Here is a 24363-nt window from a genome sequence, read left to right as displayed (position 1 = left end):
CCCCGACCGCCTGCTCAGACCGGAGCCCGGCGCGAGCCGACTCGATCAAGCGCGAACGCTGAGCCCGACCTTCTGGAACTCCTTGAGATCGGAATACCCGGCCTTCGCCATCGAGCGGCGCAATCCACCGACGAGATTCAGTGAACCGAACGGATCGTCGGAGGGACCGAAGAGCACCCGTTCCAGGCTCGGCCGCACCACGTCACCGTCTGCGCTGTCGACCCAGCTCTCGTCCACCGGCAGCAGCGCACCGCGCGGCACCGAAGGATGCGCGGCCGCGGACGGCCAGTACCAGCCGCGACCGGGGGCCTCGGCGGCGACGGACAGCGGAACCCCGAGCATCGCGGCATCGGCGCCGCACGCGATGGTCTTGGCCAGCTGACCGGAGGTCGCCACGTCACCATCGGCGATGACGTGCACGTAGCGGCCGCCGGTCTCGTCGAGATAATCGCGACGCGCGGCGGCGGCATCGGCGATCGCGGTGGCCATCGGCACCCCGATACCGAGCACCTCGCCGGTGGTCGTCGCGCCGGGGAAGGAGCCGTAGCCGACGATCACACCGGCGGCGCCGGTGCGCATCAGGTGCAGCGCGGTCCGGTGGTCGCTCACGCCACCGGCGACCACCGGCACGTCGAGCTCGGAGATGAAGGTCTTGAGGTTCAGCGGCCCACCATCGACGCCGGCGACCGCATGCGGCTCGCTCGAAACGGCAGCGCCGACATGCTCGGCGGAGATGATGGTGCCGTGCACGACGAGCAGGTCGACGCCCGCCTGCACCAGCGCGGGGGTCAGCGCGCGAGCGTTCTGCGGGCTCACACGCACCGCTACGGTGACACCCGCGGCACGCACCTGCGCGACCGCCGCGGCCAGGAGATCCGGCTGCATCGGCGCGGCATGGAGTTCCTGCAACAGCGCGACGGCGCGCTCGTAGCCGCCCTTGCCGACGAGTTCGACCAGCTGATCGATCTTCGCGGAGACATCGGCGTGCCTGGCCCACAGGCCCTCACCGTTGATAACACCGAGCCCGCCGAGGCGGCCGAGCTCGATGGCGAACTCCGGCGACACCAGTGCGTCGGTCGGGTGTGCGAGGAACGGGATCTCGAACCGGTAGGCGTCCAACTGCCAAGCCAGCGATACCTGCTTCGACGAACGAGTCCGTCGCGACGGGACGATGTCGACATCGTCCAGCTCGTAGGTACGCCGGGCGGTCCGGCCCATACCGATCTCGACCATGTCGCGCACTGGTGTTCTCCTTGTTTGTTTTGCAGCGCCTGCGGCGCTGCGTGTTCGCGGCCCCCTTGGCCTCGCTTCCGAGCGGGCGAGACTCGCGCCTGCGGCGCATGCGCTTCGCCCGCTCGGACGCGAGACGGGCCGCGAACTCTAGTGCTCGGTCTCGCTTCGCTCGGAAGACGGGGTCGTGCCGGAGTGGGCGCGTCAGTGGGGAAGGTCGCGACTTTGTCGGCTGCTCGTCGGCAGTGGGTGGGTGTCTTGTCGACTACTTGTTGGTAGTTGGTCGGTGGGCGTCCTGTCGACTAACTATTGGCAGTGGTGGGGCGTCTTTGTCCCGACCCGCTGCTTCGCTCGGGTGTCGGCTCGGTACTGCGGGGGCACGTGAGCCAGGTCCATCATGCACGGACCGACCGGTCCAGTACAGAACCGTCGATCCGACTAGCCGCGGCCCGTGTAGTTAGGGGCCTCGACGGTCATCGTGATGTCGTGTGGATGGCTCTCTTTGAGACCCGCGGCGGTGATCTGCACGAACTGGGCTTCCTGCAGGTGCGCGATGGACTGCGACCCGGTGTAGCCCATCGCGGCGCGCAGGCCGCCGACGAGCTGATGGATCACCTGGTTGACCGGTCCGCGGAACGGCACCCTGCCCTCGATGCCCTCGGGCACCAGCTTGTCCTCGGCCAGCACATCGTCCTGGAAGTAGCGGTCCTTCGAGTAGGACTTCACCTGCCCCCGACCCTGCATGGCGCCGAGCGAACCCATGCCGCGGTAGCTCTTGAACTGCTTGCCGCCAACCAGGATCAGCTCGCCGGGCGATTCGGCGGTGCCTGCCAGCACCGAGCCGAGCATCACGGTGGACGCGCCCGCGGCGATCGCCTTGGCGATGTCACCGGAGAACTGGATGCCACCGTCGGCGATCACCGGCACGCCGTGCGGCTTGCAGGCGGCGACGGCTTCGAGGATCGCGGTGATCTGCGGCGCGCCGACACCGGCGACGACACGGGTTGTGCAGATGGAGCCGGGACCGACACCCACCTTCACCGCGTCCGCACCCGCCTCGACCAACGCCAAGGCGCCAGCCCTTGTCGCGACATTGCCGCCGACGATCTGGATCCGATCGCCGACCTCGGCCTTGACCTTCGTGACCATCTGGAGCACCTGCGCCTGATGGCCGTGCGCTGTATCGACGATCAGCACGTCCACCCCGGCGTCGCCCAGCGTCATCGCACGCGACCACGCGTCGTCGCCGACCCCGATCGCTGCCCCGACGAGCAGGCGACCGTCGCGGTCCTTCGTCGCGTTCGGGTACTGATCGGTCTTGACGAAGTCCTTGACCGTGATCAGCCCGCGCAGCCGGCCCCCACCGTCGACGATCGGCAGCTTCTCGATCTTGTGCCTGCGCAGCAGGCCGAGCGCGGCCTCCGCTGTGACGCCCTCCTGCGCGGTGATCAACGGCGCTCGTGTCATCACATCGGCGACCTTGCGGTCCTGGTCCACCTCGAAGCGCATATCACGGTTGGTGATGATGCCCACAAGTTCGCCGGTCTCGTCGACGACGGGCAAGCCGGAAATACGGAAGCGCGCGCACATCGCGTCGACCTCGGCGAGGGTGTCGTTCGGGCGACAGGTCACCGGGTCGGTCACCATGCCTGCCTCGGACCGCTTCACGGTCTCCACCTGGGCAGCCTGATCGGCGCCCGCCAGGTTACGGTGCAGCACACCCATGCCACCCGCCCGCGCCATCGATATGGCCATCCTGGCTTCGGTCACGGTGTCCATGGCGGAACTGACGAGCGGGGTACGCAGCCGGATTTCGCGGGTGAGCTGGCTGGAAGTCTCCACCGAGCTGGGGATGAGGTCCGAAGCGGCCGGTAGCAACAGCACATCGTCGAACGTGAGGCCGAGCATGGCGATCTTGTTCGGATTGTCGCCACCCGTATGGGGGCGGACTCCGATACGTTCGCCCGGTACGGGATTACTCATTCGGATCGACCCCTCCTGGACGTCGAAAGCGACCGACACCGAACGACCGGCGTCGCGCAGAACTGATGGGATGGACGGTGACGGCTCCGCCAATGGACGGGTCTGGCCGGCGCCTGTCACCCATGGTATCTGCCCCGCAAACTCGCCAACGACCGCGTCTGGCTGACGCCCGGCTTCATCGCGCGAACTGAGCCCGATGACGAAACTGGCGGGCCGCATAGCTGGCGAAGACCCCACTGTTCTGCGTACCGTGGGGGTGTGCGTGACCATCTACCACCTGGCTTGCCGCCGGATCCCTTTGCCGGAGACCCCTCCGACCCGTCCGCCGCGCTCGACGCCATCGAGCCCGGCGAGCCGCTGGATCCCCACGAGCGCCTTGCGGTCGAGGAGGATCTCGCCGATCTCGCAGTGTATGAAGCACTTCTAGCGCATCGTGGTATCCGCGGGCTGGTGGTCAGCTGCGAAGACTGCAGGCAGGACCACTATCACGACTGGGACATGCTGCGCGCCAATCTGCTTCAGCTGCTGGTCGACGGCACCGTGCGCCCGCACGAACCCGCCTACGATCCGACGCCGGAAGCGTATGTCACCTGGGACTATTGCAGAGGCTACGCGGACGCCTCGATGAACGAGGCGTTCCACGGCGACGGCTTCGACGGCTTCGACAACTGACCCTTCCCACACCTCGACGTCCTTCGTGCCCACCGTGCGAACAGCACGGGATTCGCACAGACGTCCCGTAGGCAACGCGACAGACTAAAAACCGACCGCCGCTCGGCGATCGGTTGATGTCTTATCTATTGGTCTATTGGCGTGCCCGGTCCTAGGTCGCGGGGCCCGACCCGATCGATCCGGTGGGAATGACCATGGATCCGGGGTTGTCGTCCGGCACGGTGGGCACGGTCGGCACCGTCGGCAAGTTCGGCACCGTCGGCTGGCCGGTATTCGCGGTCGGCACGACCACCGTGGACGTTGCCACGGTGGTCGGCGGGGCCTGGGTCGTCGGCTGCTGCGTCGGCTGCTGCGTCGGCGGCGTCGTCGGCTCCAGCGTGGTCTGCGGCGGCGTCGTCGGCGCTGTCGTCGGCGGCGTGCCAGGAGTGGTTGTCTCCTCGCCCGTCGGCAGCTTGGTGCCACTGGTACCCGGCGACTGCAGAATGGTCTGCTGCGGAGCACCGGTCGTGGGCTTCGTCCCGCTCGTGTCGGTACTCGGCTTCGGATCGGCGGGCCGCGATGGCGTCGCCGTGATCGAGCTCGCGACATCCGGCGCGACCCTGCGTAGCTCGGCAAGGATCAAATCCCAGCGGGCCGCAAGATCGTTCTGCTTGCCGGTGTCGTTGACCTGAGTCACGTTCTGCCTGGCGCCATCGAGCTTGGCCTTTGCCATTTCGGGATTACCCGAAGTGAGTAGGGCCTGCGCCTCGTCCAGCGCGACGTCGGCACGCTGAACCACGGTGGTCTGGGCCTGTTCGCTGAACACGACCTCCTTGACCCGCCACAACGGATCACCGGGCTCCGCGTTATAGGAGAACGCCGTCATCCCGCCGATGACAAGTGCCAGTGCGGCAGCCGTCCCGGCGATCGGCCGAAGAAGTCGTAGTCGCCCACCGGTATGTGCACCGATGCGAACCTGTCGAGCACCGATCTCCTGGTTTACCGCGGCCACGATTTCATCGAGGCTGGGTTCCCCCGGCATCGGCTCCGCGGTCAACTCGGCCCGCCAATCGGCCAACAACGTCGCGAGCTGATATTCCTCCGCGCTGTCGGTCCGTACCGGACCGTTGCTCGCGATGGCGTCGATCAGCGCATCGTCGCGGCGTACCGCGGCGATATCCACCGGACCCGTATCACCACCACCGACGCCGTCGGCGTAGGGACTGCTATTTCGCGATCCAAGCCGCGCTTTCCAGTCGCCCCGACCGCGCTCGCCATCCCTAGCCATACATTTCACCTGCCCTCGCCACTTGTGACTTCAGTTTTGCGAGTGCCCTGTGCTGGGCAACCCGTATCGCACCCGCCGTACTGCCCACGGCGACTGCGGTTTCTTCTGCTGACAAACCCATGACCAATCGCAGGATCAGAATCTCTCGATGCTTCTCCGGAAGTGTCGCGAGCAGAGTGTTCATCTGCCTGCTCGTTTCCGATTCGAGAGCTCGCTGTTCCGGACCATGGTCGGTGGATATGACATCTGGTACTTCGGCCATCGCCTCCGCCTTGTTACGGGCGGCGTTTCGATGAGCGTCTGCGACCTTGTGCGAAGCGATTCCGTATACGAAGGCCATGAAGGGCCTGCCCTGGTCTTGATACCTGGGCAAGGCAGTCATCACAGCCAGACATACCTCCTGCGCAACGTCGTCCGCAGAGAGTTGTCCTCGCTCCGCGGCGCCGATCCGCGCGCGGCAGTAGCGCACCACCAACGGGCGGACCATTTCCAGTACCTGAGCTAAAGCGGATCTGTCGCCCTGCGCAGCCGCAGTGACGGCGAGGTCCAACTCTTCGCCCATGTTCGTCATCGTCAGAGAATTTCCTGGCGTTACAAGTGGCACGGTCGGTGACGACCAGTGCTCCCGCCGGAGGGGGCGGAACGGTCTAACAATAGCGACACAACCGAGGAGACCGGGCAACACGGGTCGCCTCCCATGGAGACCTAGGCGGCGCCCGAGGGCCGGAACCGTCCGCCACGTCGCAAGATCGCCGCGGCACACTCGGCAGCTTCCGTGGCGGCGGCGGTCGCGGCGACGTCTACGGACACCCCCGCGCGCAGCATGGCGCAGGCCCAGCGAAGCGGAAGCAGCCCGTATTCGCGGCATTCGGCGGCGACGGCCTCGGCGACAACTCGCGCCCGCTGCGCATCACCGGCGACCGCCGCCGCCGCCGCGACCAAGAGCCTGGACTTGACCCGATGACGGATCGAGGGGCCACGCTCGGCCAATTCCAGAGCGGCCTCGGCATGGGTGCGCGCGGGGTCGGCGCGCCCAGCGGCGAGCGCGGTCTCCGCCGAAACCCAATGCCAGCGCACCCAGGGCCGCCAGCGCACCTGTTCCGGGTCGAGTGCGTCATGGCCGCGCCCAAGCAAGCGAGCGGCCAATGCGAGCCGGCCGGTGCCGAGCGCGTCGGCGGCGAGGCCGGTCAGCGCATCACAGACGGCATCGACTCGGTCCGGGCCGACCAGGCCCTCGCCCTCGTCGCGCACGGGGATGATGAGCGCCGCGGCCCGCCCATCGGCGACCGCCGCGCGGGCGTGCCAGCCGAGCTGACGCAGCAGCGAGCCTTCGGTGCTCGCGGCCAGCGAAAGCATTACCGGATCGGTGCTGCTCGCACGGATCAGCCGGAGTTCGGCGCGGGCCGCGGCGTAGTGCCCCCCGCCGCCGAGAACCACCGCCCGATGCCATGAATCCAACGGACTTCGCGGGACCGGCAACTCAGCAGCGCCGAGGGTTGGGCGGTCACCGAAAGCAGCGGCGGAGAGCAGTGCGGATTCGCTATATATACGGAGAGCTGGCTCGGACACGGCCGAACTCTATCCTGGGTCGTTCACATGCCGGCTCGGCGAGAAACGTTGGTGACATCCCGGCAACCTCACAGCATTTCGAATGCCGAGATCATGTTTCCATCAGGTAAATCTCCTGCGGCAATCAGCGGGCTCGTGCGCGAGGAATTCATATGCGTTTTGCGCAATTAACCTCAGCGCCCCGCTACCGCCATCTCCGACAGGGAGCGACCATCGGTCCCGATCGACACTGTGACGGCCCCCACGCGGCGGCCGACTCCCCAGACATGGGGAGTCGGCCGCCAAAAACACGTCCACCTGCAGATACACTCGCGGATCCAGCCAGATGGTTCAATGCGGACCGTCGATCAACCGACCAGTATCACTGAGAGCAATGCAAAAAGTAAACACCGTAGAGGTTAAATTTCGCAGCCCAACATTTGGAAAACTACTGCGTCGAACTATTGACGGAATTTCGCGGCTGGACCTAACGTAACTCATCGCCACGGTCGGCGCCGCGCGAAATTGCAGCGACCGCGAAGGGCGAGCCAAGAGACTCGCCGCCGACCCAGCGCCGTGGCCACAACTGTTTGCCAGAACAACCGCTCGACAACGCTGACGAGCTCGCACCACGAGGAGTTCACCATGCCCATGCCGACCCACCTTCCCGGACCGAACGCCGATGTCTGGGACTGGCAGATGCGAGGATCTTGCCGCGGGCAGGATTCCGCGGTGTTCTTCCATCCCGACGGTGAACGCGGCCGTGCAAGAACCGCACGGGAAATGCGTGCCAAGGAGATATGCCGGAGCTGCCCGGTACTGATGCAATGCCGCAGTCATGCGCTCAAAGTCAGCGAGCCGTATGGCATCTGGGGCGGGATGTCGGAAACCGAGCGCGAGATGCACGCTCGCCGCAACCGTCGTCGCATGGCGGTATAGGCCGCCATTGGGGAATCCAGTCCCATCCGCAGGACGCTGTGCGCCGAATCCCTAGCAAACAACCGGCCGATACAACAAGCCTGGTCGTACAGTTGGTTCGGCGTTTCGCGGCGACTGTCGGCGTGTCACGGCGTGTCCTCAACGGAAATGCCCCAGCGTGTCGACGTCCTCCGCAAAGTTGCTGAGCCACAGGCGGTTTGCTGCCACCCCACCGAAGGGGAGGTCATAGCGGCCCGCTACGGTAGTGACCGATGACACAGAATGGAGCGTTGTGACAACGCGGCCGAAGGCCGCAGAGGGCGACTCGTTCCGAAGAGAAGCCATCCCACCTCGTGTGGAATCTGCGGTATCGGCACGCGCAGCTGAAAGTATCGAGCTCGCCGCCCTTCTCGAACGCTGCGGCGGATCCGACCAGGAAGCTTTCGCCGAGCTCTACGACCGAACGTGCGCGCGCGTATTCGGCCTGGTGCTCCGCGTTTTGCATGATCCCGGATATGCGGAGGAAACAACCCAGGAGGTTTTCCTACAGATCTGGCGGACCGCGGCGAATTTCGACTCGGCGAAGGGGTCGGCGGTGACGTGGTTGATGACGCTCGCCCATCGACGAGCCGTCGACCGGGTTCGCGCCGAACAAGCCCATACCCAACGCGAAGTCGCTTACGGGATAAGGGTTCTCGGCAACGAATTCGACGAGGTCACCGAGGAAGTCGAGCGAAGGCTCGAACAACAGGCCGTACTAGAGGGTCTCGCCACATTGACGCCGACCCAACGAGAAGCCATCTCGCTCGCCTATTACGGCGGGCGAACCTACGCTGAAGTAGCAACCTATCTCGGCGTAGGGCTACCGACCGTTAAGTCCCGCATTCGGGACGGACTGACACGACTGAAGAAAAGTTTGGGGGTGACGTGAGATGAACGAAGTCCAGATCGATCTTGCGCACACCGTCGCGCTCGCATCGATCGACGACGAAGATCATCACGCGGTACAAGACCTGCTCGACAGTGAGGACCCCGCGCTACTCGCGGCGTTCCTCGCTGAAGTACAAGAGACCGAAGACGTCCTCGCGGCGCTCGCGGCAGTGACGGCGGTAACGCCGCCCGCCGCCTTGCGCGGGCGATTGCTCACCGCGATCGCTGCCGAGCAGCCGCCCGTCACCTCATGAACATTGAAATCTACGAACGATATCCATTGTTCTGTTCATAAAGTTCATATGACAAGGCCCCCCGAATTGCTCCGGGGGGCCTTGTTGTTTCGAGCCGAACTCAGTGACTGTGTCCGTGTCCGTGACCGTGATCGGCAGCCTCTTCGACAGGCTTCTCCGCAATAGCGCTCTCGGTGGTCAGGATCATCCTGGCCACCGACGCCGCGTTCACGACGGCGGAGCGGGTCACCTTCACCGGATCGACGACACCGTCGGTGAGCAGGTCGCCGTAGGTGAGGGTGGCTGCGTTGAAGCCCTCCTTGCCGTCGGCGACCTTGCTGACCACCACGGAGCCGTCGGCACCCGCGTTGGTGGCGATCCAGAACAGCGGCGCGGACAGTGCGGAACGCACGACCTCGACACCGACCGCCTCGTCGCCGGAGAGCGAATCGCGCAGTTCGGCGAGCTTGGCGCCCGCCAGTATGAGCGCGGTGCCACCACCGGGGACGATGCCCTCCTCGACCGCGGCCTTTGCCGCGCTGACCGCATCCTCGACCCGGTACTTGCGCTCCTTGAGCGCGGTCTCGGTTGCCGCGCCGACCTTGATCACCGCGACACCACCGGACAGCTTCGCAAGCCGCTCTTCGAGCTTCTCGCGGTCCCAATCGGAGTCGGTGGCCTCGATCTCGCGACGCAGCTGTGCGCTGCGGCCCGCGATGTCCTCGGCGGTGCCCGCACCGTCGACGATCGTGGTGTCGTCCTTGGTGACGACGACGCGACGCGCCTTGCCGAGCACCTCGATGCCCGCCTCACGCAGCGTGATGCCAAGATCCGGGTTCACGACGGTGCCTGCGGTCACGACGGCCAGGTCATCGAGGAACGCCTTGCGACGGTCACCGAAGAACGGAGCCTTCACCGCGACGGCCTTGATGGTCTTGCGGATCGAGTTCACGACCAGGGTCGAGAGCGCTTCGCCGTCGATATCCTCGGCGATGATCAGCACCGGCTTGCCGGATTCGGCGATCTTCTCCAGCAGCGGGAGCAGATCGGGCAGCGAGCTGACCTTCTCCCGGTTCAGCAGGATGTAGGCGTCCTCGAGCACGGCCTGCTGGCTGTCGATATCGGTGACGAAGTAGGGCGAGAGGTAGCCCTTGTCGAACTGGACGCCCTCGGTGACGACGAGTTCGGTCTGCAACGTCGAGGACTCCTCGACGGTGACGACGCCGTCCTTACCTACGACGGTCAGCGCCTTGCCGACCATGGCGCCGATTTCCTCGTCGCGCGAGGACACGGTGGCAACCTGCGCGATGGCTTCCTCGCCGGAAACCGGGGTGGCAAGGGCAAGCAATGCCTCCGAGACCGCGTCGGCGGCCTTGGCGATGCCCGAACCGAGCGAGATGGGGTTGGCGCCCGCGGCAACGTTCTTCAGGCCGGCGCGGACCAGCGCCTGGGCCAGCACGGTGGCGGTGGTCGTACCGTCGCCCGCGACATCGTTCGTCTTGGTGGCGACGCTCTTGACCAGCTGCGCGCCCATGTTCTCGAAGGGGTCTTCGAGGTCGATCTCGCGCGCGATGGTGACACCGTCGTTGGTGACGGTCGGGCCACCGAAGGCCTTCGCGAGCACCACGTGGCGGCCACGCGGCCCGAGGGTGACCTTCACGGCGTCGGCGAGCTTGTCGACACCGCGCTCCAGAGCCCGGCGAGCCTTCTCGTCGAACTCGATCTGCTTTGCCATAAGTCCTATTCCTTAGGGTTCCAGTGCTGAAACGACACTGCCCCGGCCCCCGCTCAGGGGAACCGGGGCAGTGTCGTGACGACTCGATCCCGGCAATGGCCGGGCAACACGGTCAGCAGACCGTGCGGAGCTCGGTCACTTGGTGACGACGGCCAGCACGTCGCGCGCCGACAGGATGAGGTATTCCTCGCCCTGGTACTTGATCTCGGTGCCGCCGTACTTGCTGTAGATGACGGTGTCGCCTTCCTTGACGTCAACCGGGATGCGGTCACCCTTATCGGTGACGCGCCCCTGGCCGACGGCGATGACGGTGCCCTCCTGCGGCTTTTCCTTCGCCGTGTCGGGGATGACCAGGCCGGAGGCGGTCGTCGTCTCGGCCTCGTTGGCCTGGACGAGGATCTTGTCCTCGAGCGGCTTGATGTTCACGCTCGCCACGTTGAGCCCTCCACTTTCAGGGGATATACGGTCGTCCGGAACTGTTGTTCCGGACCATCGGTGTCTTGTTGTCGACCCCTGCGCATAGCCCCGTCGTCGCGGTGCCGGGACACCTGCTCAGTGGTCGAACTGGCACTTAGCACAACATTCAGCGCCGACTAGCACTCTATACATGAGAGTGCCAGCGCTCAAGGTTGGGTTGTGCCAATTTATCGTCGTGTCGGATCCGTGGCCGGTCTCACGCCATGCCGAAGTGTCTGAGGACTTCCCAAGAGATCGGCGAATCTGTAACGTTCGGGTAACGGATTGTGACACTATGGACGACGATCGTTCTCCGCACGCTGCGTTCATCACGAACCGGCATCGTCAGGGGCGGACGGAGAGTTACGAAACAACCAGCGCCACAGGGTAAGCCGAGCGGTGCGCGGCGGTCCCAGCAGTCACAGTACAAGCGTCTCAGAGAACCAGCTTCACCAGAGGGCAAGACCACACGAGATCTATGGCCGGTCCCCGCAACCCATCCGGTACAACGGGTCGGCCGGATCCCGAGTCCGAATCGCTCGCCGGCCGCGCGAGAGGTTCGGCAGTCCATTCGAGATGGTCGGCGACACCAGGACCATCCGCTCGAAGGGAGGTGACATGCGAACATCACTCGGCATCTCAGCCGGGAACGAGGTTGTCTGCTCGGCACTGGTCGCGACCGCATCCAACGGCGCGCAGAGTTTCGACTACCGCGTCGTCTCCGCTGACGCGGCACATTCCGATCTCGGCGATCTGGTGGCGTCCTCGATCGAGCTCATGACGACCCAGCTACCGACAACGCAGCTGCCACGCGACGTTGCGCACCCCGTGGGTGCACGGTTCGCCGGCGCGCATTCGATCGGGCTGCAATCGGGCTCCGGCCGGCCGCCGACCAGTGTCGCCGTCGCCTACCGCAGCAAAGAGCAGGCCCAGCTGATCCGCGCGGCCACCGGCAAACAGCGCGATCTGAAGCTGATCCCGGAGGCTACCGCGGCGCTGACCTACCTGCGCCACACCGGCCTGCTCGACCGCTACGACACCGTCGCAATCGTCGACCTCGGCGCGTCCGGGCTCACGGTCACCGTCGCCGACCAGGCCGACGGCACTGTGCTCCGCACCGAACGCACGACCGCGATCAGCGGCAACGCCATCGACGAGCTCATCTACCACCATCTGGTCGACCTGCACTACGCCCGGCGCGGTACCCGCCCCAACCGCGGGATGCTCACCAACCGCGGACGCGCGGCCAAGGAACATCTGTCCATCGCGCCCGCGGTCACCATCGACCATGTGGCAGGGCAGCCGCTCAAGCTGACAAGGGCCGACTTCGAAGAGCTGATCGCCGAGCTGCTGCGCGAGACGGCCTTCTTCGCCGCGGCGGTCTTCGGGCGGGCACCCAAGTTCCCACAGGCGGTGACGGTGATCGGCGGCGGCGCCAATATCCCTGCCGTGGTGTCCAAGCTCCGCGACCAGCTCGATGTACCGGTGCACACCGTCCCGGATCCAGAAGCCGCGATCGCCAAGGGCGCCGCGCTGGTCGCCGACGCGGCGCAGCCCGCGGTGTTCCCGGTGGCCGCGCTCACCTCCGACGCACCGGTCGGCACCTTCACCAAGGTCGTCGGCACCCTTGCCGGTGCGATCGTGGTGGTCGGGCTGATCATCGGCTACGGCGTGAAGACCTTCACCCCGACCTCCGACGACGAGATCTCCCCCGCGGGTACGACGAGCAGCACCCAGATGCCCTCGGCGTCGGTGTCCACGTCGACGATTCCTGGAACGCCCACCGGCCAGAACCAGGAGAGCACCAACCGGCCCAGCGGCGGCAACATCCCGTCTATCACCCAGGATCGCGGCCAGCCGACCACCCACACGAGCTCTCCGCCGATGCCCACCGCGAGCACGACCCCGACGCAGCCCACCTTGCGCCCGGATCCGAACCTGCCGCCGATCCCGTTCCCGGAACTGCTCGGCCCGCTGTTCGGCACCCCGCTCAGCCCGCAGGCCGGCTCCGCCTCGAACCCGCCCGATCCCGACAATGCGGGAGCGGAAACGACCGCCCCGGGGATCGCGCTGACGCCCGCGACACCGACCCAGGCACCTGCGAAATCGCGAGTGCCACTGTTCCCGCGAGCGAATTCCGGTTCCTCGGGCGGCGGCTCACCACGACAATTGGTTCCAGCTCAGTAGCAACGAGCCGCGAGCTCGGCACCGCTAGCGACTGCTTGCAGGTCGCTCGAAACGGTCCGCTAGCGACTGCTTGCAGGTCGCTCGAAACGGTCCGCTAGCGACTGCTTGCATGACCGGCCGCCACGCATGATGCAGTGGTTCAACAGACCTGACTGACCGACACCGGCAGGCCGGGATCGGTCGCCACCGTCAGCGGCGAAGGCTTCGCGCCACCTGCGATCACATGGGCGCCGAGCGCGGCGATCATCACGCCGTTATCGGTGCACAACCGGGGTTTCGGCACTCGAAGCGTCAATCCCGCTGCCGCGCAACGTTCCTCGGCGAGCGAACGGATTCGGGAATTCGCGGTCGCGCCACCGCCGAGAACCAGTGTGTCGACGCCGACATCCTGTGCCGCGCGCACCGCCTTCATGGTGAGCACGTCGGCGACCGACTCCTGGAAGGACGCCGCGATGTCGGGGATCGGCAGCTCCGCAGCTGTGAAACCGTTGCGCTGGGCCGCCTCCACATAGCGGGCGACCGCCGTTTTCACGCCGGAGAAAGAGAAGTCGTAGCGTGAATCGCGCGGACCTGTCATACCGCGCGGAAACGCGATCGCCTTCGGATCACCGCTTGCCGCCGCCGCGTCGAGCGCGGGGCCGCCGGGGAAGCCGAGCCCGAGCAGCCTGGCGACCTTGTCGAATGCCTCACCTGCCGCGTCGTCGATGGTGCTGCCGAGCTCGACGATCGGCTCGGCCAGATCGGTGACGTGCAGTAGGTGGGTGTGCCCGCCGGACACCAGCAGCGCGACGCACGGCGGCATCGGCCCGTGTTCGAGGGTGTCGACCGCGACATGTCCGCCGAGATGGTTCAACGCGTAGAACGGCACATCCCACGCCGCCGCATAGGCTTTCGCCGCGGCCGCACCGACCAACAGCGCACCGGCGAGCCCCGGTCCGATGGTCACCGACAGCGCGTCGGGCTTCGCGATGCCCGCGGCAGCCAGTGCCCTGCGCATCGCGGGCACGATGGCCTCGAGATGCGCGCGCGAAGCGATCTCCGGGACAACGCCGCCGAAGCGCGCATGCTGTTCGACGCTGGAGGCGACCTCGTCGGCGAGCAGTTCACAGCTGCCGCCGTCGTGCCAGCGGACGATGCCGACTCCGGTTTCGTCGCAAGAGCTTTCGATACCCATGACGATCACGACAGCACCTCCCCCCTTGCCGCGTCCCAGGCCGCGCCCGCGCCCATCAGCTCGGGCCTTCGCATGGTGTAGGCGTCGGCACCGCTCGGGTGGTAGTAGTTCTTGCGCAATCCGATGATGTGGAAACCGTGCTTGGCGTACATGGCGATCGCGGGGGCATTGTCGGTGCGCACCTCGAGGAACACCGGTCCGCCACGCTTACCTGCCTCGGCGAGCAATGCCTCGAGCAGCCCTGTGCCGATGCCCGCGCGATGGCAGAGCGGGTCGACACCGATGGTGTGCACCTCTGCCTCTGGGTGTTCGGTATCACCGAGCAGCGCGAGGCCCGCGTAGCCGACCATTCGCCCGTCGTCGTCGCGGGCGACGATGTACAGATTGTGCGACGCGGCCAGTTCCGACTGGAACGACACCGCCTGCCACGGATCGTCCTCGGGGAACAGCAGTTGTTCGAGTTCGACACAGCGCTCGATGTCGGCGCCGTCCATCGGCTCGATTCGGATCGATACCACTGCTCAGGCTCCTGTCCGGTCGAGGGCGCGGTAGCTGCGCTCGACCGCGTCGGGCCTGCGCAGGTACAGCGGCACCAGCTGTTCCGGAACGGCGTGCGCGAGCAGATCCGCGGCCGCGACCTGCACGAGCCCTGCCGGTGACGGGGTCTCCACCGGCAGCACCGGGAGGTCGAAGAAGTCCACGTGCGAAGCGGATCCGGCAATCACTGTGGCGTGCGCCGCATCCAGATCGCCCGGCTTGCTCACGTCTGGTTCTGCGATCCGGACGCCGTCGCGGTATCGAGCCCAGTACACCTCGCGCCGACGCGCGTCGGTGACGACCAACAGCTCGCTGCCCGGCGCCAGGTCGGCCGCGGCGTCGGCGGCGATCGCGTCGAGGCTGCACACCCCGTAGACGGGCAGCCCGAGCGCATCCGCGAATGCGGCGGCCGTGGCCATCCCCACTCGGAGTCCGGTGAACGGACCAGGACCGATGCCGACAACTACGGCGACGATATCGGACCTGGAACGGGCTGCCTCGGTGAGACATTCGAGGATTTGCGGGGTGAGCACCTCGGCGTGTGCGCGGGGATCGACCCGGACCCGGGAGGCGAGGGTACGCACAGACACACGGTTGGTGTTGTTTCGAGCGACCTGCGAGCAGTCGTCAGCGGCCTGCTCCAGTTCCACCAATCCCGCTGTAACGGCAGGTGTCGCGGTGTCGACGGCTAGTACAAGCATGATTGACCTAACGATACCGGTTGGTAGGTGCGGCCGGTGCGGAGCTACTCGTGGGCAATTTCGACCGCGGCCATTTTCTAGTGCACCCATTCCCAGATCGCCGTGCGCACCTCGGAATCCGGTTCGCGCGACAGCAGCACGTACAGGTGATGCTCGGCCAAGTGTTCCACGACACCACTGCCCCACTCCACAACCACGACGGCTTGATGCAGATCTGTGTCGAGATCCAAGGCATCCAGTTCGTCCAGGTCGCCGCCGAGCCGGTACGCGTCCACATGCACGAGTGGGACGGCGGGTGCGCCGTCGCGCTGCCCGGCCCGGTGCTGCCTCGCGATGATGAAGGTGGGCGAACTGACTCGGCCCTGCACGCCGAGTCCGGCGGCGATGCCACGGGTCAGCGCTGTTTTGCCGGCACCGAGCGGACCATCGAGCACCACCAGGTCGCCCGCGCCGAGCTCGGCGGCGAGTTCGCGGCCGAACGCCTCGGTATCGGCGACGGTCGGCAGGATGCGCTGTTGCCGTTCAGCCACCTAGAACCTCCGATTCGGGTGCGGGTTGCTCGATAACACCGGCGCGCACGAGCAACCGGTCGAGTGCGGCGTTGACGATATCCGGGTATTGCAGATGCGCCATATGTGCGGCGTCATCCAGCCGGACGAGCTCACTATTGGGCAGTGCGTCGACGAGTGCACGGGAGTTTCGGAACGGGATCACCACATCGTGGGCACCGCCGAGTACGAGCACCGGTAGATCCGCCAGCGTGGGCAGTGCGTCCGATTCGTCGTGCAGTTCGATCGCTTTCAGGAATTTCACGATGGTCTCGACCGGGGTCCGATCGATCATCATCGTGGTGAACCGCGACAGCGTCGGGCTCACTGGACCGTGATACGAGCTGACATGCAGGATCGGGGCGATCACATGTCGTACGGTCGCGCGGCCTGCCTGCACCAGCGCCGGCGCGGTATGCACGGCCAGTCGAAATCCGTCGACGGCCGGGTTGCGCAGCAACTGGAGGATTCCCGCGGAGGTGACCTCCGCCGCCGCGGTCGAGAGCAGCCCGACGCCGAGCACGCGCGCCGCGAACAGATCCGGGAATTGCGCGGCCGCCGCGAGCACCGCCATCCCGCCGAGCGAATGGCCGACCAAGGCCACGGGACCGGTCGGCGCGCGAGACTCGATGACTCGCGCCAGATCACGGCCGAGCTGGGCGACGGTGCAGCTCTCGGTGGCCGGGGTGCCGGAGCCGCCGTGGCCGCGTAGATCGAAGAACACCATGCGGACCCTTGCGCCCCAATGCTTTTCCAGATCGCGGCGTTGGAAATGGAAGGAATCCATGGTGTTGCAGAAGCCGTGCACGAAGATCACCGTGACCGGCGCGTCCTCGGGACCGCATTCCCGGATGGCAAGCCGCACACCGTCTTCGGTGAGTACAGCGCCGGCGCGGTCCTGCTCGAGCAGTGCGAAGTTCTCGTCGCGGTATTCGTCGCGCAGCGCGGGCCACAGCACCCTGGCGCCCATCCGGCGCAGCGCGTGCACACCGGCGAGTGCGCCGACCGCGCCCGCGGTCGCCAGCCCGCCGCGCAACACGGTGGTGCCATAACCCGCAGGCTTGCGCTGCCTCACCCGAGGCCACCGACGTGCCTGCGGACCACTCGACCGCGTGGCGAACACACGACCTCGTAGTGAATGGTCCCGAGCACATCCGCCCAGTCCTGGGCCCGGGGTTCGTCCTCGCCCGCGCCGAACAGGATCGCGGTGTCACCCTCCGTGATACCCGCCGCGTTGGCGCCGAGGTCGACGACGATCTGGTCCATGCACACTCGCCCGACATTGGGATACCGCGCACCGCCGAGCGTGACCTCCATGCGACCGCCGAGGTTGCGGAACACGCCATCGGCGTAACCGGCCGGGATGAGCGCGACGGTGGTGTCCTCCGGCGCGGTCCACTCGTGCCCGTAGGAGACACCCTCGCCGGCGGCGACCGCTTTCACCAATACGACCCTGGCCTGGAAAGTCATCGCGGGACGCAACCCGAAATCGGAGATCTCCCGCACCGGTGTCAGGCCGTACACCGCGATACCGGGGCGCACCATGTCGAAGGCCAGGTCGGGGCGGGTCAGCGCGGCCGCCGAGTTCGCCAGGTGCACCAGTTCAGGTTCCAGGCCGTGATCCTTGGCGGCCGCGATCGCCTCGAGGAAGCGGTCGCGCTGCACATCGATCATCGGATGCTGCGGTTCGTCGGCGTGCGCGAGGTGGGAGAAGATCGCACGCAACCGCACAACCCGCTCGTCGACAAGTGCGCGCAGCGCCGCGAGCACCTGCGGATATTCCAGCGCCGAGACACCGTTGCGGTTGAGACCGGTATCGACCTTCAAGCTGACGGTCGCGGATCGGCCGGTGACGCGCGCCGCCCTCTCAACCGCCCGAAGGTGGGCAAGAGAGGAGACGCCGATCTCGATGTCGGCGATGACGGCAGCGCCGAAGTCGGCGTCGGAGTTGTTGAGCCAGCACAGAATTGGCGCGGCGATACCCGCCGCGCGTAGCCGCAGGGCCTCATCGATCGTGGTGACACCCAGTTCGGCGGCCCCTGCCGCCAATGCGGCGCGCCCGACCTCGACCGCACCGTGGTTGTAGCCGTCGGCCTTGACCACCGCCATCACCGCGGCGCCACCGGCACGCTCGCGCAGGATCCGCACGTTGTTGGCAATGGCACCCAGGTCGACAACCGTCTCCACTTGCGCATTCACGCTTGTCCGCCTCTCCTGCCGGTCGTGGTGTGCATCGATCGTGCCATTGCGGGGCCACGGTCGAGCAGTTGGCCGAGATCCTGGCGCATCCCGTGGGCGTTCCCGAGCTCGTGCAGCAGTTGTCATCTTGGTGACCTGCGCCGATACTTCGGTCGCGGTGACGAGGGAGCGGAAAGTCGTCCGTCCAGGGACAGACACCGAGCATGCGGACACCCGGTCGAACGTGCGGTGGCGGTCAGGAATCGCCGAAGGCGAAGGCGCGGAGCGTGCGGATAGCCGGTCGGACATGGTGCAGTAGCGGGGTTGCCGAGATCGGGGTTCCTGCCAGGTGGTGCTCGTGTGCGGCTAGGTTGGCGGCGAGAGAGTGCGCGCGGGCTGCTGCGGCGGCGGACCAGGCCGGGTCTCGGCCCGCGGCGAGCAGGGCGCCGATGAGGCCGGAGAGGACATCGCCCGCGCCCGCTGTCGCGGCCCATGAGCCGCCTGCCTCGTTGACAAGTACCGGGGCGCCCGGGGTGGCGATGAGGGTGGCTCGACCCTTCAGCAGGACGGTGACCTGCCAGGAATCCGCGAGGTCTCGGACCGCGGCGACTCGGTCATTGCCCACCTCGTGTCCGGTCAGCCGCGCGAATTCGCCTGCGTGCGGGGTTAATACGGTCGGTGCGCAGCGGTCGCGAAGCAGATCGGGGTCGGCGGCGAGCAGGGTGAGACCGTCGGCGTCGACGACGACGGGAAGGTTGGTGGCGAGGACTTCGGCGAGTCGTTTGTGTGCGTCGGCATCGGTGCCCGCACCGGGTCCGAATACCCAGGACTGGACTCGGCCGGTGTCCGCGATGCTTTGGGCGGCAACCACTTCCGGGAAATGGGCGAGAACATCGGCCGCACCGGTACCCGCGTAGCGGACCATGCCCGACGTCGCGGCGATCGCAGCACCGGTGCACAGCACGGCCGCACCAGGATAGGTCGCGCTACCCGCGCATACGCCCGTGACACCCTGCGTGTACTTGTCGTCCAAGGGGCCGGGTACCGGCCACAGCGCGCCGATCGACGCAGGATCGAGTGCCGCGAGGTTCGGATCCGGCAGCCGTAAACCGATGGGCACCAGTTCGATTCGGCCGCAGTACGGCGCTGCCAGGACATGTACCGGTTTGTAGGCGCCGAAGGCGACGGTGACATCCGCGCGGACCGCGGGGCCGGAGACGGCACCGGTGTCCGGGTCGATACCGCTCGGCAGATCCGCGGCGACTATCGGCACCTCCAGCGCGGCAACGAGTTCCGCCGCGTTCGGGCGCAGCGGACCACGGCCGGAGATCCCGACGATCCCATCGATCACCAGATCCGGCGTACCGACCTCGGCACCGACCCGACTACCTGCCTTACGCAGCGCGGCCAGGCCCTTCGCATGCGCCCGTTCGGGATTCAGCAATACGGCCGTGACAGCCACGCCGCGACGTCGCAGCATCGAGCCCGCCCACAGCGCGTCGCCGCCGTTGTCACCGGACCCGACAAGCAGCGTCACCGACCGCCCCGCGATGCCCCCGGTCCGTGCCCGCAACTCCCCTGCGACCACGGTCGCGAGTCCGTGCGCGGCACGGCGCATCGGCACGCCGTCGCGCACCCGGGTGAACAGTTCGGCTTCGGCCGCCCGCACTTGGTCGGCGGTGAAGAATCCCCGCTGGGTGGACATGAATGCTCGCCTCCGCTGCGTCGATCGGGCCGCTATTGCGTCGATTGGGCCAAGTGCCGAATAGGCACCACGCAGGCCCGCACGGTCAGCAGACTACGCTTGGCGGTCATGCCGATGCTCAGCCGCGCGAGGTCCTTTCAGGTCGGAGTGGGGCTCGGCCTCGCCGCGTCGATACTGCTGTCCGGCTGCGGCTCGGACAAGCCGAAATCCGCCGCCACGATCACGACATCTCACGCTGCGACGTCGAGCACCGCCGCACCGGGTGAAAAGAAATCCGCCGCGGTCACCGTCGATGTCGACAACATGAAGTTCGCCCCGGCCGAGGTCACCATCAAGGTCGGCGACACCGTGACCTGGAAATTCAGCGACAGCGTTCCGCACTCCGTACAGGGCATCGGAGACCGGGCGATGGGCATCAACAGCCCCATCTTCAACAAGGGCGAATGGAGTTACACCTTCACCGCCCCCGGCAATTACCGCTACCTCTGCTCGTTGCACCCGCAGATGCGCGGCAGCGTCACCGTCGAATAAACGACGCGACGCTCGGGAAAGTCCGCGACAACTCCGCCTCTTACGCCCCGACCGGCCGACGTCCGGCCGACGCTGTGTTCATCGCCTCCACGGCGGCAACCAGTGGTGTGAGCCCCGGGTCGGCCGCAGCTTGACCCAACGCGGTCGACAAGGCCGCGTCGTGGGTGGGGCGCGCCTGCTCGAGCAGTTCCAGGCCGGGGGGTGTGACATCGGTGTAGATGCCACGGCGGTCGTCGACGCACAGGTAGCGCGTGAGCAGGCCGCGGTCCTCGAGGCGGGACACCAGGCGAGTCGTGGCGCTCTGGCTGAGCACGACGGCGTCGGCGACCTGGTTCATGCGCAGGTGGCCGCCCGGACCGTCGTGCTGGCGGCTGAGCACGACGAGCAGTGAGTATTCGCGCACGCTCAGGTCGTGGCCGGATTGCAGGGCGCGCTCGATGTGCGCCTCGATCCGATCGTGCAGCAACGACAGTGCGTACCAGCCATCTGCCAGGCCGGTCAGAGCGGCATCCGCGGTCATGGTTCCTCCTGCGTCGGGGTCGCACTCCCAGAATAGACGAGTTCCGCAATAGCCCGCGCTTGCAATCAACACGCGTCTGCAACTATTGTTACCGCCTGTAAAGCTCAGGCGCAACAACATGTGGAGGCTTCACCCCATGCCGCTAGCACTTCTGGCCCTGACACTCGGGGCCTTCGGAATCGGCACCACCGAATTCGTCATCGTCGGGCTACTCCCCGACATCGCCGACACCTACGCGGTGACGATCCCCACCGCGGGCCTGCTGGTCACCGGATACGCCCTCGGGGTCGTGGCCGGTGCGCCGCTGATGACCGGGCTCGGCACGCGTATTTCGCGAAAGCGCATGCTCCTCGGTATGTTGCTGCTACTGGTCGCAGGCAACGTATTGTCGGCCGTCGCACCGACTTTCGGACTGATGATGACCGGCCGGATCGTCGCCTCGCTGGCACACGGCGCTTTCTTCGGGATCGGCGCGGTCGTCGCGGGCACCCTGGTGAAACCGGACCGCAAAGCGGGTGCGATCGCGACCATGTTCACCGGACTCACCGTCGCCACCGTCATCGGCGTGCCGCTCGGCACCCTGCTCAGCCAGCACTTCGGCTGGCGGCTCACCTTCCTGGCCGTCGCACTTGTCGGCCTGATCGGCCTGATCGGCGTCGCCACGCTGGTCCCCGAGCAGCCCGCGCCCCAGGACGCCCGCCTGCGCACCGAACTGGCGGTCTTCCGCAATCCGCAGGTACTGCTCGCGATGGCGATGACGGTGCTCGGCTTCGGCGGTGTCTTCGCCGCGATCACCTACCTCGCCCCGATGATGACCGAGGTCACCGGGTACGCCGACACCTCCGTCACCTGGTTGCTCGTGCTCTTCGGTCTCGGCATGTTCGCGGGCAATCTGATCGGCGGCCGCTACGCCGACCGCCACCTGATGCCGATGCTCTACATCGCACTCGGCGCACTGGCGGCCGTGCTCGCCCTGTTCACACTCACCGCACACAGCAAGCCGGCCGCCGCGGTCACCGTGGTACTGATCGGCGCGCTCGGCTTCGCGACCGTCGCGCCGCTACAGAAACGCGTCCTCGATAACGCCGCGGGCGCACCGACCCTGGCATCGGCGGTCAACATCGGCGCCTTCAACCTCGGCAACGCGCTCTCGGCATGGCTGGGCGGCATGGTCATCGCAGCAGGCTACGGCTACACAGCCCCCAACTGGATCGGCGCGATCCTCGCCCTCAGCGCCCTCGCGCTCGCCGTGCTGTCGGGCGCGATGGAACGCGCCGCCCACCGGAACACCCCGGAACCGGCTGGAGCGCTCGCCTCGGTCGGCCAATCCTGACGCGACCCAACCGAATCCGGCGGCGATCCTCAAGCGCGGCCGGATTCGTCTGTCCGACAACCGAACCCGTGTGGCCTATTCGACGGTGACGGATTTGGCCAAGTTGCGGGGTTTGTCGACGTCGTAACCACGGGCTTGGGCGATCTCGGCGGCGAAGATCTGGAGTGGGACGGTCGAGAGCAGCGGCTGGAACAGCGTTGGCGCCGAGGGGATCTCGATGAGGTCGTCGGCGAACGGGCGGACCGTGTCGTCACCCTCCTCGGCGATCACGATGGTGCGTGCGCCACGTGCCTGGATCTCCCGAATGTTGCTGAGCAGCTTGGAGTGCAGTACCGCTCGCCCCTTCGGCGACGGCATCACCACGATCACCGGAAGCCCGTCCTCGATCAACGCGATCGGGCCGTGCTTGAGCTCGCCGGCGGCGAAGCCCTCGGCGTGCATGTAGGCCAACTCCTTGAGCTTGAGCGCGCCCTCCAGCGCCACCGGGTACCCGACGTGACGACCGAGGAAAAGCACCGTCGGCACGTGCGCGAGCTGCCTGGCGAGGGCCCGGACCTGCGGCCCCGTCTCCAGCACTCGCTCAACCAGCTTCGGCATCGCCTCGAGCTCGGCGAACTCGCGAGCCACCTCATCGGGGTACTTGGTGCCGCGCGCCTGCGCAAGGGCGAGGCCGACCAGATAGTTCGCGGCCACCTGCGCAAGGAACGCCTTGGTAGACGCGACACCGATCTCGGGCCCGGTCCTGGTGTAGAGCACCGCATCGGACTCGCGGGGAATCTGCGCGCCGTTGGTGTTGCAGATCGCGAGCACCCGCGCCTTCTGCTCCTTCGCGTGCCGCACCGCCTCGAGCGTGTCGGCGGTCTCCCCCGATTGCGAGATCGCCACCACCAGCGTCGAGCGATCCAAAACCGGGTCGCGGTAACGGAATTCGCTGGCCAGTTCCACCTCGACCGGCAGCCGGGTCCAGTGCTCGATCGCATACTTGGCCAGCAGACCCGCATGGTAGGAGCTGCCGCAGGCGACGACGAAGACCTTGTCGAAGTCGCGCAGTTCCTGATCGGCGAGGCGCTGCTCGTCGAGCACGATCCGGCCGGAACCGGTCTCGTCGAGGGTGAAATGCCCGATCAAGGTGTCAGCGACGGCCCTCGGCTGCTCCTCGATCTCCTTGAGCATGAAGTAGTCGTGGCCGCCCTTTTCCGCGGCGGCCAGATCCCAGTCGATCGTGAACGGGCGGGTGCGATCGTTCGCGTCGTTGCCGTCGAAGTCGGTGACTCGGTAGCCGTCGGCGGTGATCACCACGACCTGGTCCTGGCCGAGCTCGACTGCCTCACGGGTGTGCTCGATGAACGCGGTGACATCGGAGGCGATGAACATCTCGCCCTTGCCGACACCCACAACCAGCGGGGTGGACCGGCGCGCGGCGACGATCTGGTCCGGATGGTCCGCGTGCGTGAAGACCAGCGTGAACGCGCCCTCCAGCCGCCGCAGCACCACGAGTGCGCTCGCCACGAAATCACCGGCGGTCGGGCCCGCGGCATATGCGCGAGCGACCAGGTGCACGGCGACCTCGGTGTCGGTGTCGCTGTGCAGCTCTACGGACGCTTCTTCCAGCTCATGGCGCAGCGGCGCGAAGTTCTCGATGATGCCGTTGTGCACCACCGCGATCTTGCCGCTGTCATCGCGGTGCGGGTGCGCGTTACGGTCGGTCGGCGCGCCGTGCGTCGCCCAGCGGGTGTGCCCCATCCCAGCGGTCCCCGCGAAGCGCGCCGCGCCGGCCTCAGCCAGTTCCGCCTCGAGATTCGCAAGCCGACCGGCCTTGCGTTCCACCGCGATCGCGCCTGCGCCACCGAGGATCGCGACGCCCGCAGAGTCGTACCCGCGATATTCCATGCGGCGCAACGCGTCAACGACAACGCCGAGAGCGTCCCGGTACCCGACGTACCCCACGATTCCGCACATGGCTCACCAGAGTACTTA

23 protein-coding genes are annotated in these 24363 nt (G+C 66.9%); 7 read left to right on the top strand and 16 right to left on the bottom strand.

From position 1 onward, the window contains the following. Nucleotides 1-45: 45 nt before the first annotated feature. Both ACLMAJ_RS06605 and guaB read right to left on the bottom strand, forming a co-directional pair. Nucleotides 46-1242 carry a GuaB3 family IMP dehydrogenase-related protein gene (locus ACLMAJ_RS06605; protein ID WP_412012615.1) on the bottom strand — a complete coding sequence of 399 codons (1197 nt, stop codon included), beginning with the start codon at nucleotides 1240-1242 and terminating at the stop codon, nucleotides 46-48. A 426-nt stretch (nucleotides 1243-1668) separates the two neighbouring features. Continuing rightward, nucleotides 1669-3213 (bottom strand): IMP dehydrogenase, encoded by a 1545-nt coding sequence (gene guaB, locus ACLMAJ_RS06600; protein ID WP_412012614.1) that lies wholly within the window; start codon nucleotides 3211-3213, stop codon nucleotides 1669-1671. Between the two features lie 258 nt (nucleotides 3214-3471). Between guaB and ACLMAJ_RS06595 the strand changes: the two genes are divergently transcribed. Beyond that, complete coding sequence (locus ACLMAJ_RS06595; RefSeq protein WP_022567296.1) at nucleotides 3472-3885, top strand: DUF5319 domain-containing protein; 414 nt, start codon at nucleotides 3472-3474, stop codon at nucleotides 3883-3885. Nucleotides 3886-4036: 151 nt separating this feature from the next. Here the strand turns inward: ACLMAJ_RS06595 and ACLMAJ_RS06590 are convergent, their stop codons facing one another. The 3 genes from ACLMAJ_RS06590 to ACLMAJ_RS06580 all read right to left on the bottom strand — a co-directional run bounded on the left by ACLMAJ_RS06590 (nucleotide 4037) and on the right by ACLMAJ_RS06580 (nucleotide 6721). Next, nucleotides 4037-5152, bottom strand: a complete 1116-nt coding sequence (locus ACLMAJ_RS06590) for an anti-sigma-D factor RsdA (protein WP_412012613.1) — start codon at nucleotides 5150-5152, stop codon at nucleotides 4037-4039. After that, on the bottom strand, nucleotides 5145-5723 hold the full coding sequence (locus ACLMAJ_RS06585) for a sigma-70 family RNA polymerase sigma factor (RefSeq protein ID WP_412012612.1): 579 nt from the start codon (nucleotides 5721-5723) through the stop codon (nucleotides 5145-5147). The genes ACLMAJ_RS06590 and ACLMAJ_RS06585 overlap by 8 nt, the downstream gene beginning before the upstream one ends. A gap of 134 nt (nucleotides 5724-5857) precedes the next feature. Further along, nucleotides 5858-6721, bottom strand: coding sequence for a hypothetical protein (locus ACLMAJ_RS06580; RefSeq protein ID WP_412012611.1), 864 nt, complete (start codon nucleotides 6719-6721; stop codon nucleotides 5858-5860). Between the two features lie 624 nt (nucleotides 6722-7345). Here ACLMAJ_RS06580 and ACLMAJ_RS06575 point away from each other — a divergent pair. The 3 genes from ACLMAJ_RS06575 (at nucleotide 7346) to ACLMAJ_RS06565 (ending at nucleotide 8802) form a co-directional block, all read left to right on the top strand. After that, nucleotides 7346-7639, top strand: a complete 294-nt coding sequence (locus ACLMAJ_RS06575; protein ID WP_040704593.1) for a WhiB family transcriptional regulator — start codon at nucleotides 7346-7348, stop codon at nucleotides 7637-7639. A gap of 334 nt (nucleotides 7640-7973) precedes the next feature. Continuing rightward, nucleotides 7974-8549, top strand: a complete 576-nt coding sequence (locus ACLMAJ_RS06570; RefSeq protein ID WP_412012834.1) for a sigma-70 family RNA polymerase sigma factor — start codon at nucleotides 7974-7976, stop codon at nucleotides 8547-8549. A 1-nt stretch (nucleotide 8550) separates the two neighbouring features. Next, complete coding sequence (locus ACLMAJ_RS06565) at nucleotides 8551-8802, top strand: RskA family anti-sigma factor (protein ID WP_412012610.1); 252 nt, start codon at nucleotides 8551-8553, stop codon at nucleotides 8800-8802. Nucleotides 8803-8902: 100 nt separating this feature from the next. Here the strand turns inward: ACLMAJ_RS06565 and groL are convergent, their stop codons facing one another. Continuing rightward, nucleotides 8903-10516 (bottom strand): chaperonin GroEL, encoded by a 1614-nt coding sequence (gene groL, locus ACLMAJ_RS06560; protein ID WP_412012609.1) that lies wholly within the window; start codon nucleotides 10514-10516, stop codon nucleotides 8903-8905. Nucleotides 10517-10651: 135 nt separating this feature from the next. Continuing rightward, nucleotides 10652-10951, bottom strand: a complete 300-nt coding sequence (gene groES, locus ACLMAJ_RS06555; protein ID WP_194817442.1) for a co-chaperone GroES — start codon at nucleotides 10949-10951, stop codon at nucleotides 10652-10654. A gap of 639 nt (nucleotides 10952-11590) precedes the next feature. Here groES and ACLMAJ_RS06550 point away from each other — a divergent pair. Then, entirely contained in the window at nucleotides 11591-13159 is a 1569-nt protein-coding gene (locus tag ACLMAJ_RS06550; protein ID WP_412012608.1) for a DUF7159 family protein, read from the top strand. Between the two features lie 139 nt (nucleotides 13160-13298). Here ACLMAJ_RS06550 and tsaD read toward each other — a convergent pair whose 3' ends face one another. From tsaD to ACLMAJ_RS06515, 7 genes are all read right to left on the bottom strand, one after another. Continuing rightward, nucleotides 13299-14342 (bottom strand): tRNA (adenosine(37)-N6)-threonylcarbamoyltransferase complex transferase subunit TsaD, encoded by a 1044-nt coding sequence (gene tsaD, locus ACLMAJ_RS06545; RefSeq protein ID WP_412012607.1) that lies wholly within the window; start codon nucleotides 14340-14342, stop codon nucleotides 13299-13301. Further along, nucleotides 14339-14827: a ribosomal protein S18-alanine N-acetyltransferase gene (gene rimI, locus ACLMAJ_RS06540; protein WP_412012833.1), complete on the bottom strand. Its 489-nt coding sequence runs from the start codon at nucleotides 14825-14827 to the stop codon at nucleotides 14339-14341. Before rimI ends, tsaD begins: the two co-directional genes overlap by 4 nt. A 27-nt stretch (nucleotides 14828-14854) precedes the next feature. Continuing rightward, entirely contained in the window at nucleotides 14855-15571 is a 717-nt protein-coding gene (gene tsaB, locus ACLMAJ_RS06535; RefSeq protein WP_412012606.1) for a tRNA (adenosine(37)-N6)-threonylcarbamoyltransferase complex dimerization subunit type 1 TsaB, read from the bottom strand. Between the two features lie 77 nt (nucleotides 15572-15648). Further along, complete coding sequence (gene tsaE, locus ACLMAJ_RS06530) at nucleotides 15649-16101, bottom strand: tRNA (adenosine(37)-N6)-threonylcarbamoyltransferase complex ATPase subunit type 1 TsaE (protein ID WP_412012605.1); 453 nt, start codon at nucleotides 16099-16101, stop codon at nucleotides 15649-15651. Further along, complete coding sequence (locus ACLMAJ_RS06525) at nucleotides 16094-17194, bottom strand: alpha/beta fold hydrolase (protein WP_412012604.1); 1101 nt, start codon at nucleotides 17192-17194, stop codon at nucleotides 16094-16096. The genes tsaE and ACLMAJ_RS06525 overlap by 8 nt, the downstream gene beginning before the upstream one ends. Further along, a complete protein-coding gene (gene alr, locus ACLMAJ_RS06520) occupies nucleotides 17191-18444 on the bottom strand; it encodes an alanine racemase (RefSeq protein WP_412012603.1) in 1254 nt (417 codons plus the stop codon). The genes ACLMAJ_RS06525 and alr overlap by 4 nt, the downstream gene beginning before the upstream one ends. A gap of 109 nt (nucleotides 18445-18553) precedes the next feature. Further along, nucleotides 18554-20002: an NAD(P)H-hydrate dehydratase gene (locus tag ACLMAJ_RS06515; protein ID WP_412012602.1), complete on the bottom strand. Its 1449-nt coding sequence runs from the start codon at nucleotides 20000-20002 to the stop codon at nucleotides 18554-18556. Between the two features lie 108 nt (nucleotides 20003-20110). On the opposite strand from ACLMAJ_RS06515, the gene ACLMAJ_RS06510 reads away from it, so the two are divergent. Then, nucleotides 20111-20533 (top strand): cupredoxin domain-containing protein, encoded by a 423-nt coding sequence (locus ACLMAJ_RS06510; RefSeq protein ID WP_412012601.1) that lies wholly within the window; start codon nucleotides 20111-20113, stop codon nucleotides 20531-20533. Between the two features lie 40 nt (nucleotides 20534-20573). Here the strand turns inward: ACLMAJ_RS06510 and ACLMAJ_RS06505 are convergent, their stop codons facing one another. Beyond that, a complete protein-coding gene (locus ACLMAJ_RS06505; RefSeq protein WP_412012600.1) occupies nucleotides 20574-21053 on the bottom strand; it encodes a MarR family winged helix-turn-helix transcriptional regulator in 480 nt (159 codons plus the stop codon). Between the two features lie 136 nt (nucleotides 21054-21189). Here ACLMAJ_RS06505 and ACLMAJ_RS06500 point away from each other — a divergent pair, with 136 nt between their 5' ends. Further along, nucleotides 21190-22386, top strand: coding sequence for an MFS transporter (locus tag ACLMAJ_RS06500; protein ID WP_412012599.1), 1197 nt, complete (start codon nucleotides 21190-21192; stop codon nucleotides 22384-22386). Nucleotides 22387-22461: 75 nt separating this feature from the next. Here ACLMAJ_RS06500 and glmS read toward each other — a convergent pair whose 3' ends face one another. Beyond that, complete coding sequence (gene glmS, locus ACLMAJ_RS06495; protein ID WP_412012598.1) at nucleotides 22462-24345, bottom strand: glutamine--fructose-6-phosphate transaminase (isomerizing); 1884 nt, start codon at nucleotides 24343-24345, stop codon at nucleotides 22462-22464. Nucleotides 24346-24363 lie beyond the last annotated feature (18 nt).

The organism is Nocardia arseniciresistens (genome assembly GCF_046764875.1).
Classification (GTDB): domain Bacteria; phylum Actinomycetota; class Actinomycetes; order Mycobacteriales; family Mycobacteriaceae; genus Nocardia; species Nocardia arseniciresistens.
This window is presented reverse-complemented; position numbering and strand designations above follow the sequence as displayed.

What these genes read in the sequence shown, in the direction of transcription:
- guaB (WP_412012614.1), bottom strand. Translation starts at nt 3,213, where the DNA reads ATGAGTAATCCCGTACCGGGCGAACGTATCGGAGTCCGCCCCCATACG.
- ACLMAJ_RS06590 (WP_412012613.1), bottom strand. Translation starts at nt 5,152, where the DNA reads ATGGCTAGGGATGGCGAGCGCGGTCGGGGCGACTGGAAAGCGCGGCTT.
- ACLMAJ_RS06585 (WP_412012612.1), bottom strand. Translation starts at nt 5,723, where the DNA reads ATGACGAACATGGGCGAAGAGTTGGACCTCGCCGTCACTGCGGCTGCG.
- ACLMAJ_RS06575 (WP_040704593.1), top strand. Translation starts at nt 7,346, where the DNA reads ATGCCCATGCCGACCCACCTTCCCGGACCGAACGCCGATGTCTGGGAC.
- ACLMAJ_RS06565 (WP_412012610.1), top strand. Translation starts at nt 8,551, where the DNA reads ATGAACGAAGTCCAGATCGATCTTGCGCACACCGTCGCGCTCGCATCG.
- groL (WP_412012609.1), bottom strand. Translation starts at nt 10,516, where the DNA reads ATGGCAAAGCAGATCGAGTTCGACGAGAAGGCTCGCCGGGCTCTGGAG.
- ACLMAJ_RS06550 (WP_412012608.1), top strand. Translation starts at nt 11,591, where the DNA reads ATGCGAACATCACTCGGCATCTCAGCCGGGAACGAGGTTGTCTGCTCG.
- rimI (WP_412012833.1), bottom strand. Translation starts at nt 14,827, where the DNA reads ATGGACGGCGCCGACATCGAGCGCTGTGTCGAACTCGAACAACTGCTG.
- tsaB (WP_412012606.1), bottom strand. Translation starts at nt 15,571, where the DNA reads ATGCTTGTACTAGCCGTCGACACCGCGACACCTGCCGTTACAGCGGGA.
- alr (WP_412012603.1), bottom strand. Translation starts at nt 18,444, where the DNA reads ATGACAACTGCTGCACGAGCTCGGGAACGCCCACGGGATGCGCCAGGA.
- ACLMAJ_RS06515 (WP_412012602.1), bottom strand. Translation starts at nt 20,002, where the DNA reads ATGTCCACCCAGCGGGGATTCTTCACCGCCGACCAAGTGCGGGCGGCC.
- ACLMAJ_RS06510 (WP_412012601.1), top strand. Translation starts at nt 20,111, where the DNA reads ATGCCGATGCTCAGCCGCGCGAGGTCCTTTCAGGTCGGAGTGGGGCTC.
- ACLMAJ_RS06505 (WP_412012600.1), bottom strand. Translation starts at nt 21,053, where the DNA reads ATGACCGCGGATGCCGCTCTGACCGGCCTGGCAGATGGCTGGTACGCA.
- ACLMAJ_RS06500 (WP_412012599.1), top strand. Translation starts at nt 21,190, where the DNA reads ATGCCGCTAGCACTTCTGGCCCTGACACTCGGGGCCTTCGGAATCGGC.
- glmS (WP_412012598.1), bottom strand. Translation starts at nt 24,345, where the DNA reads ATGTGCGGAATCGTGGGGTACGTCGGGTACCGGGACGCTCTCGGCGTT.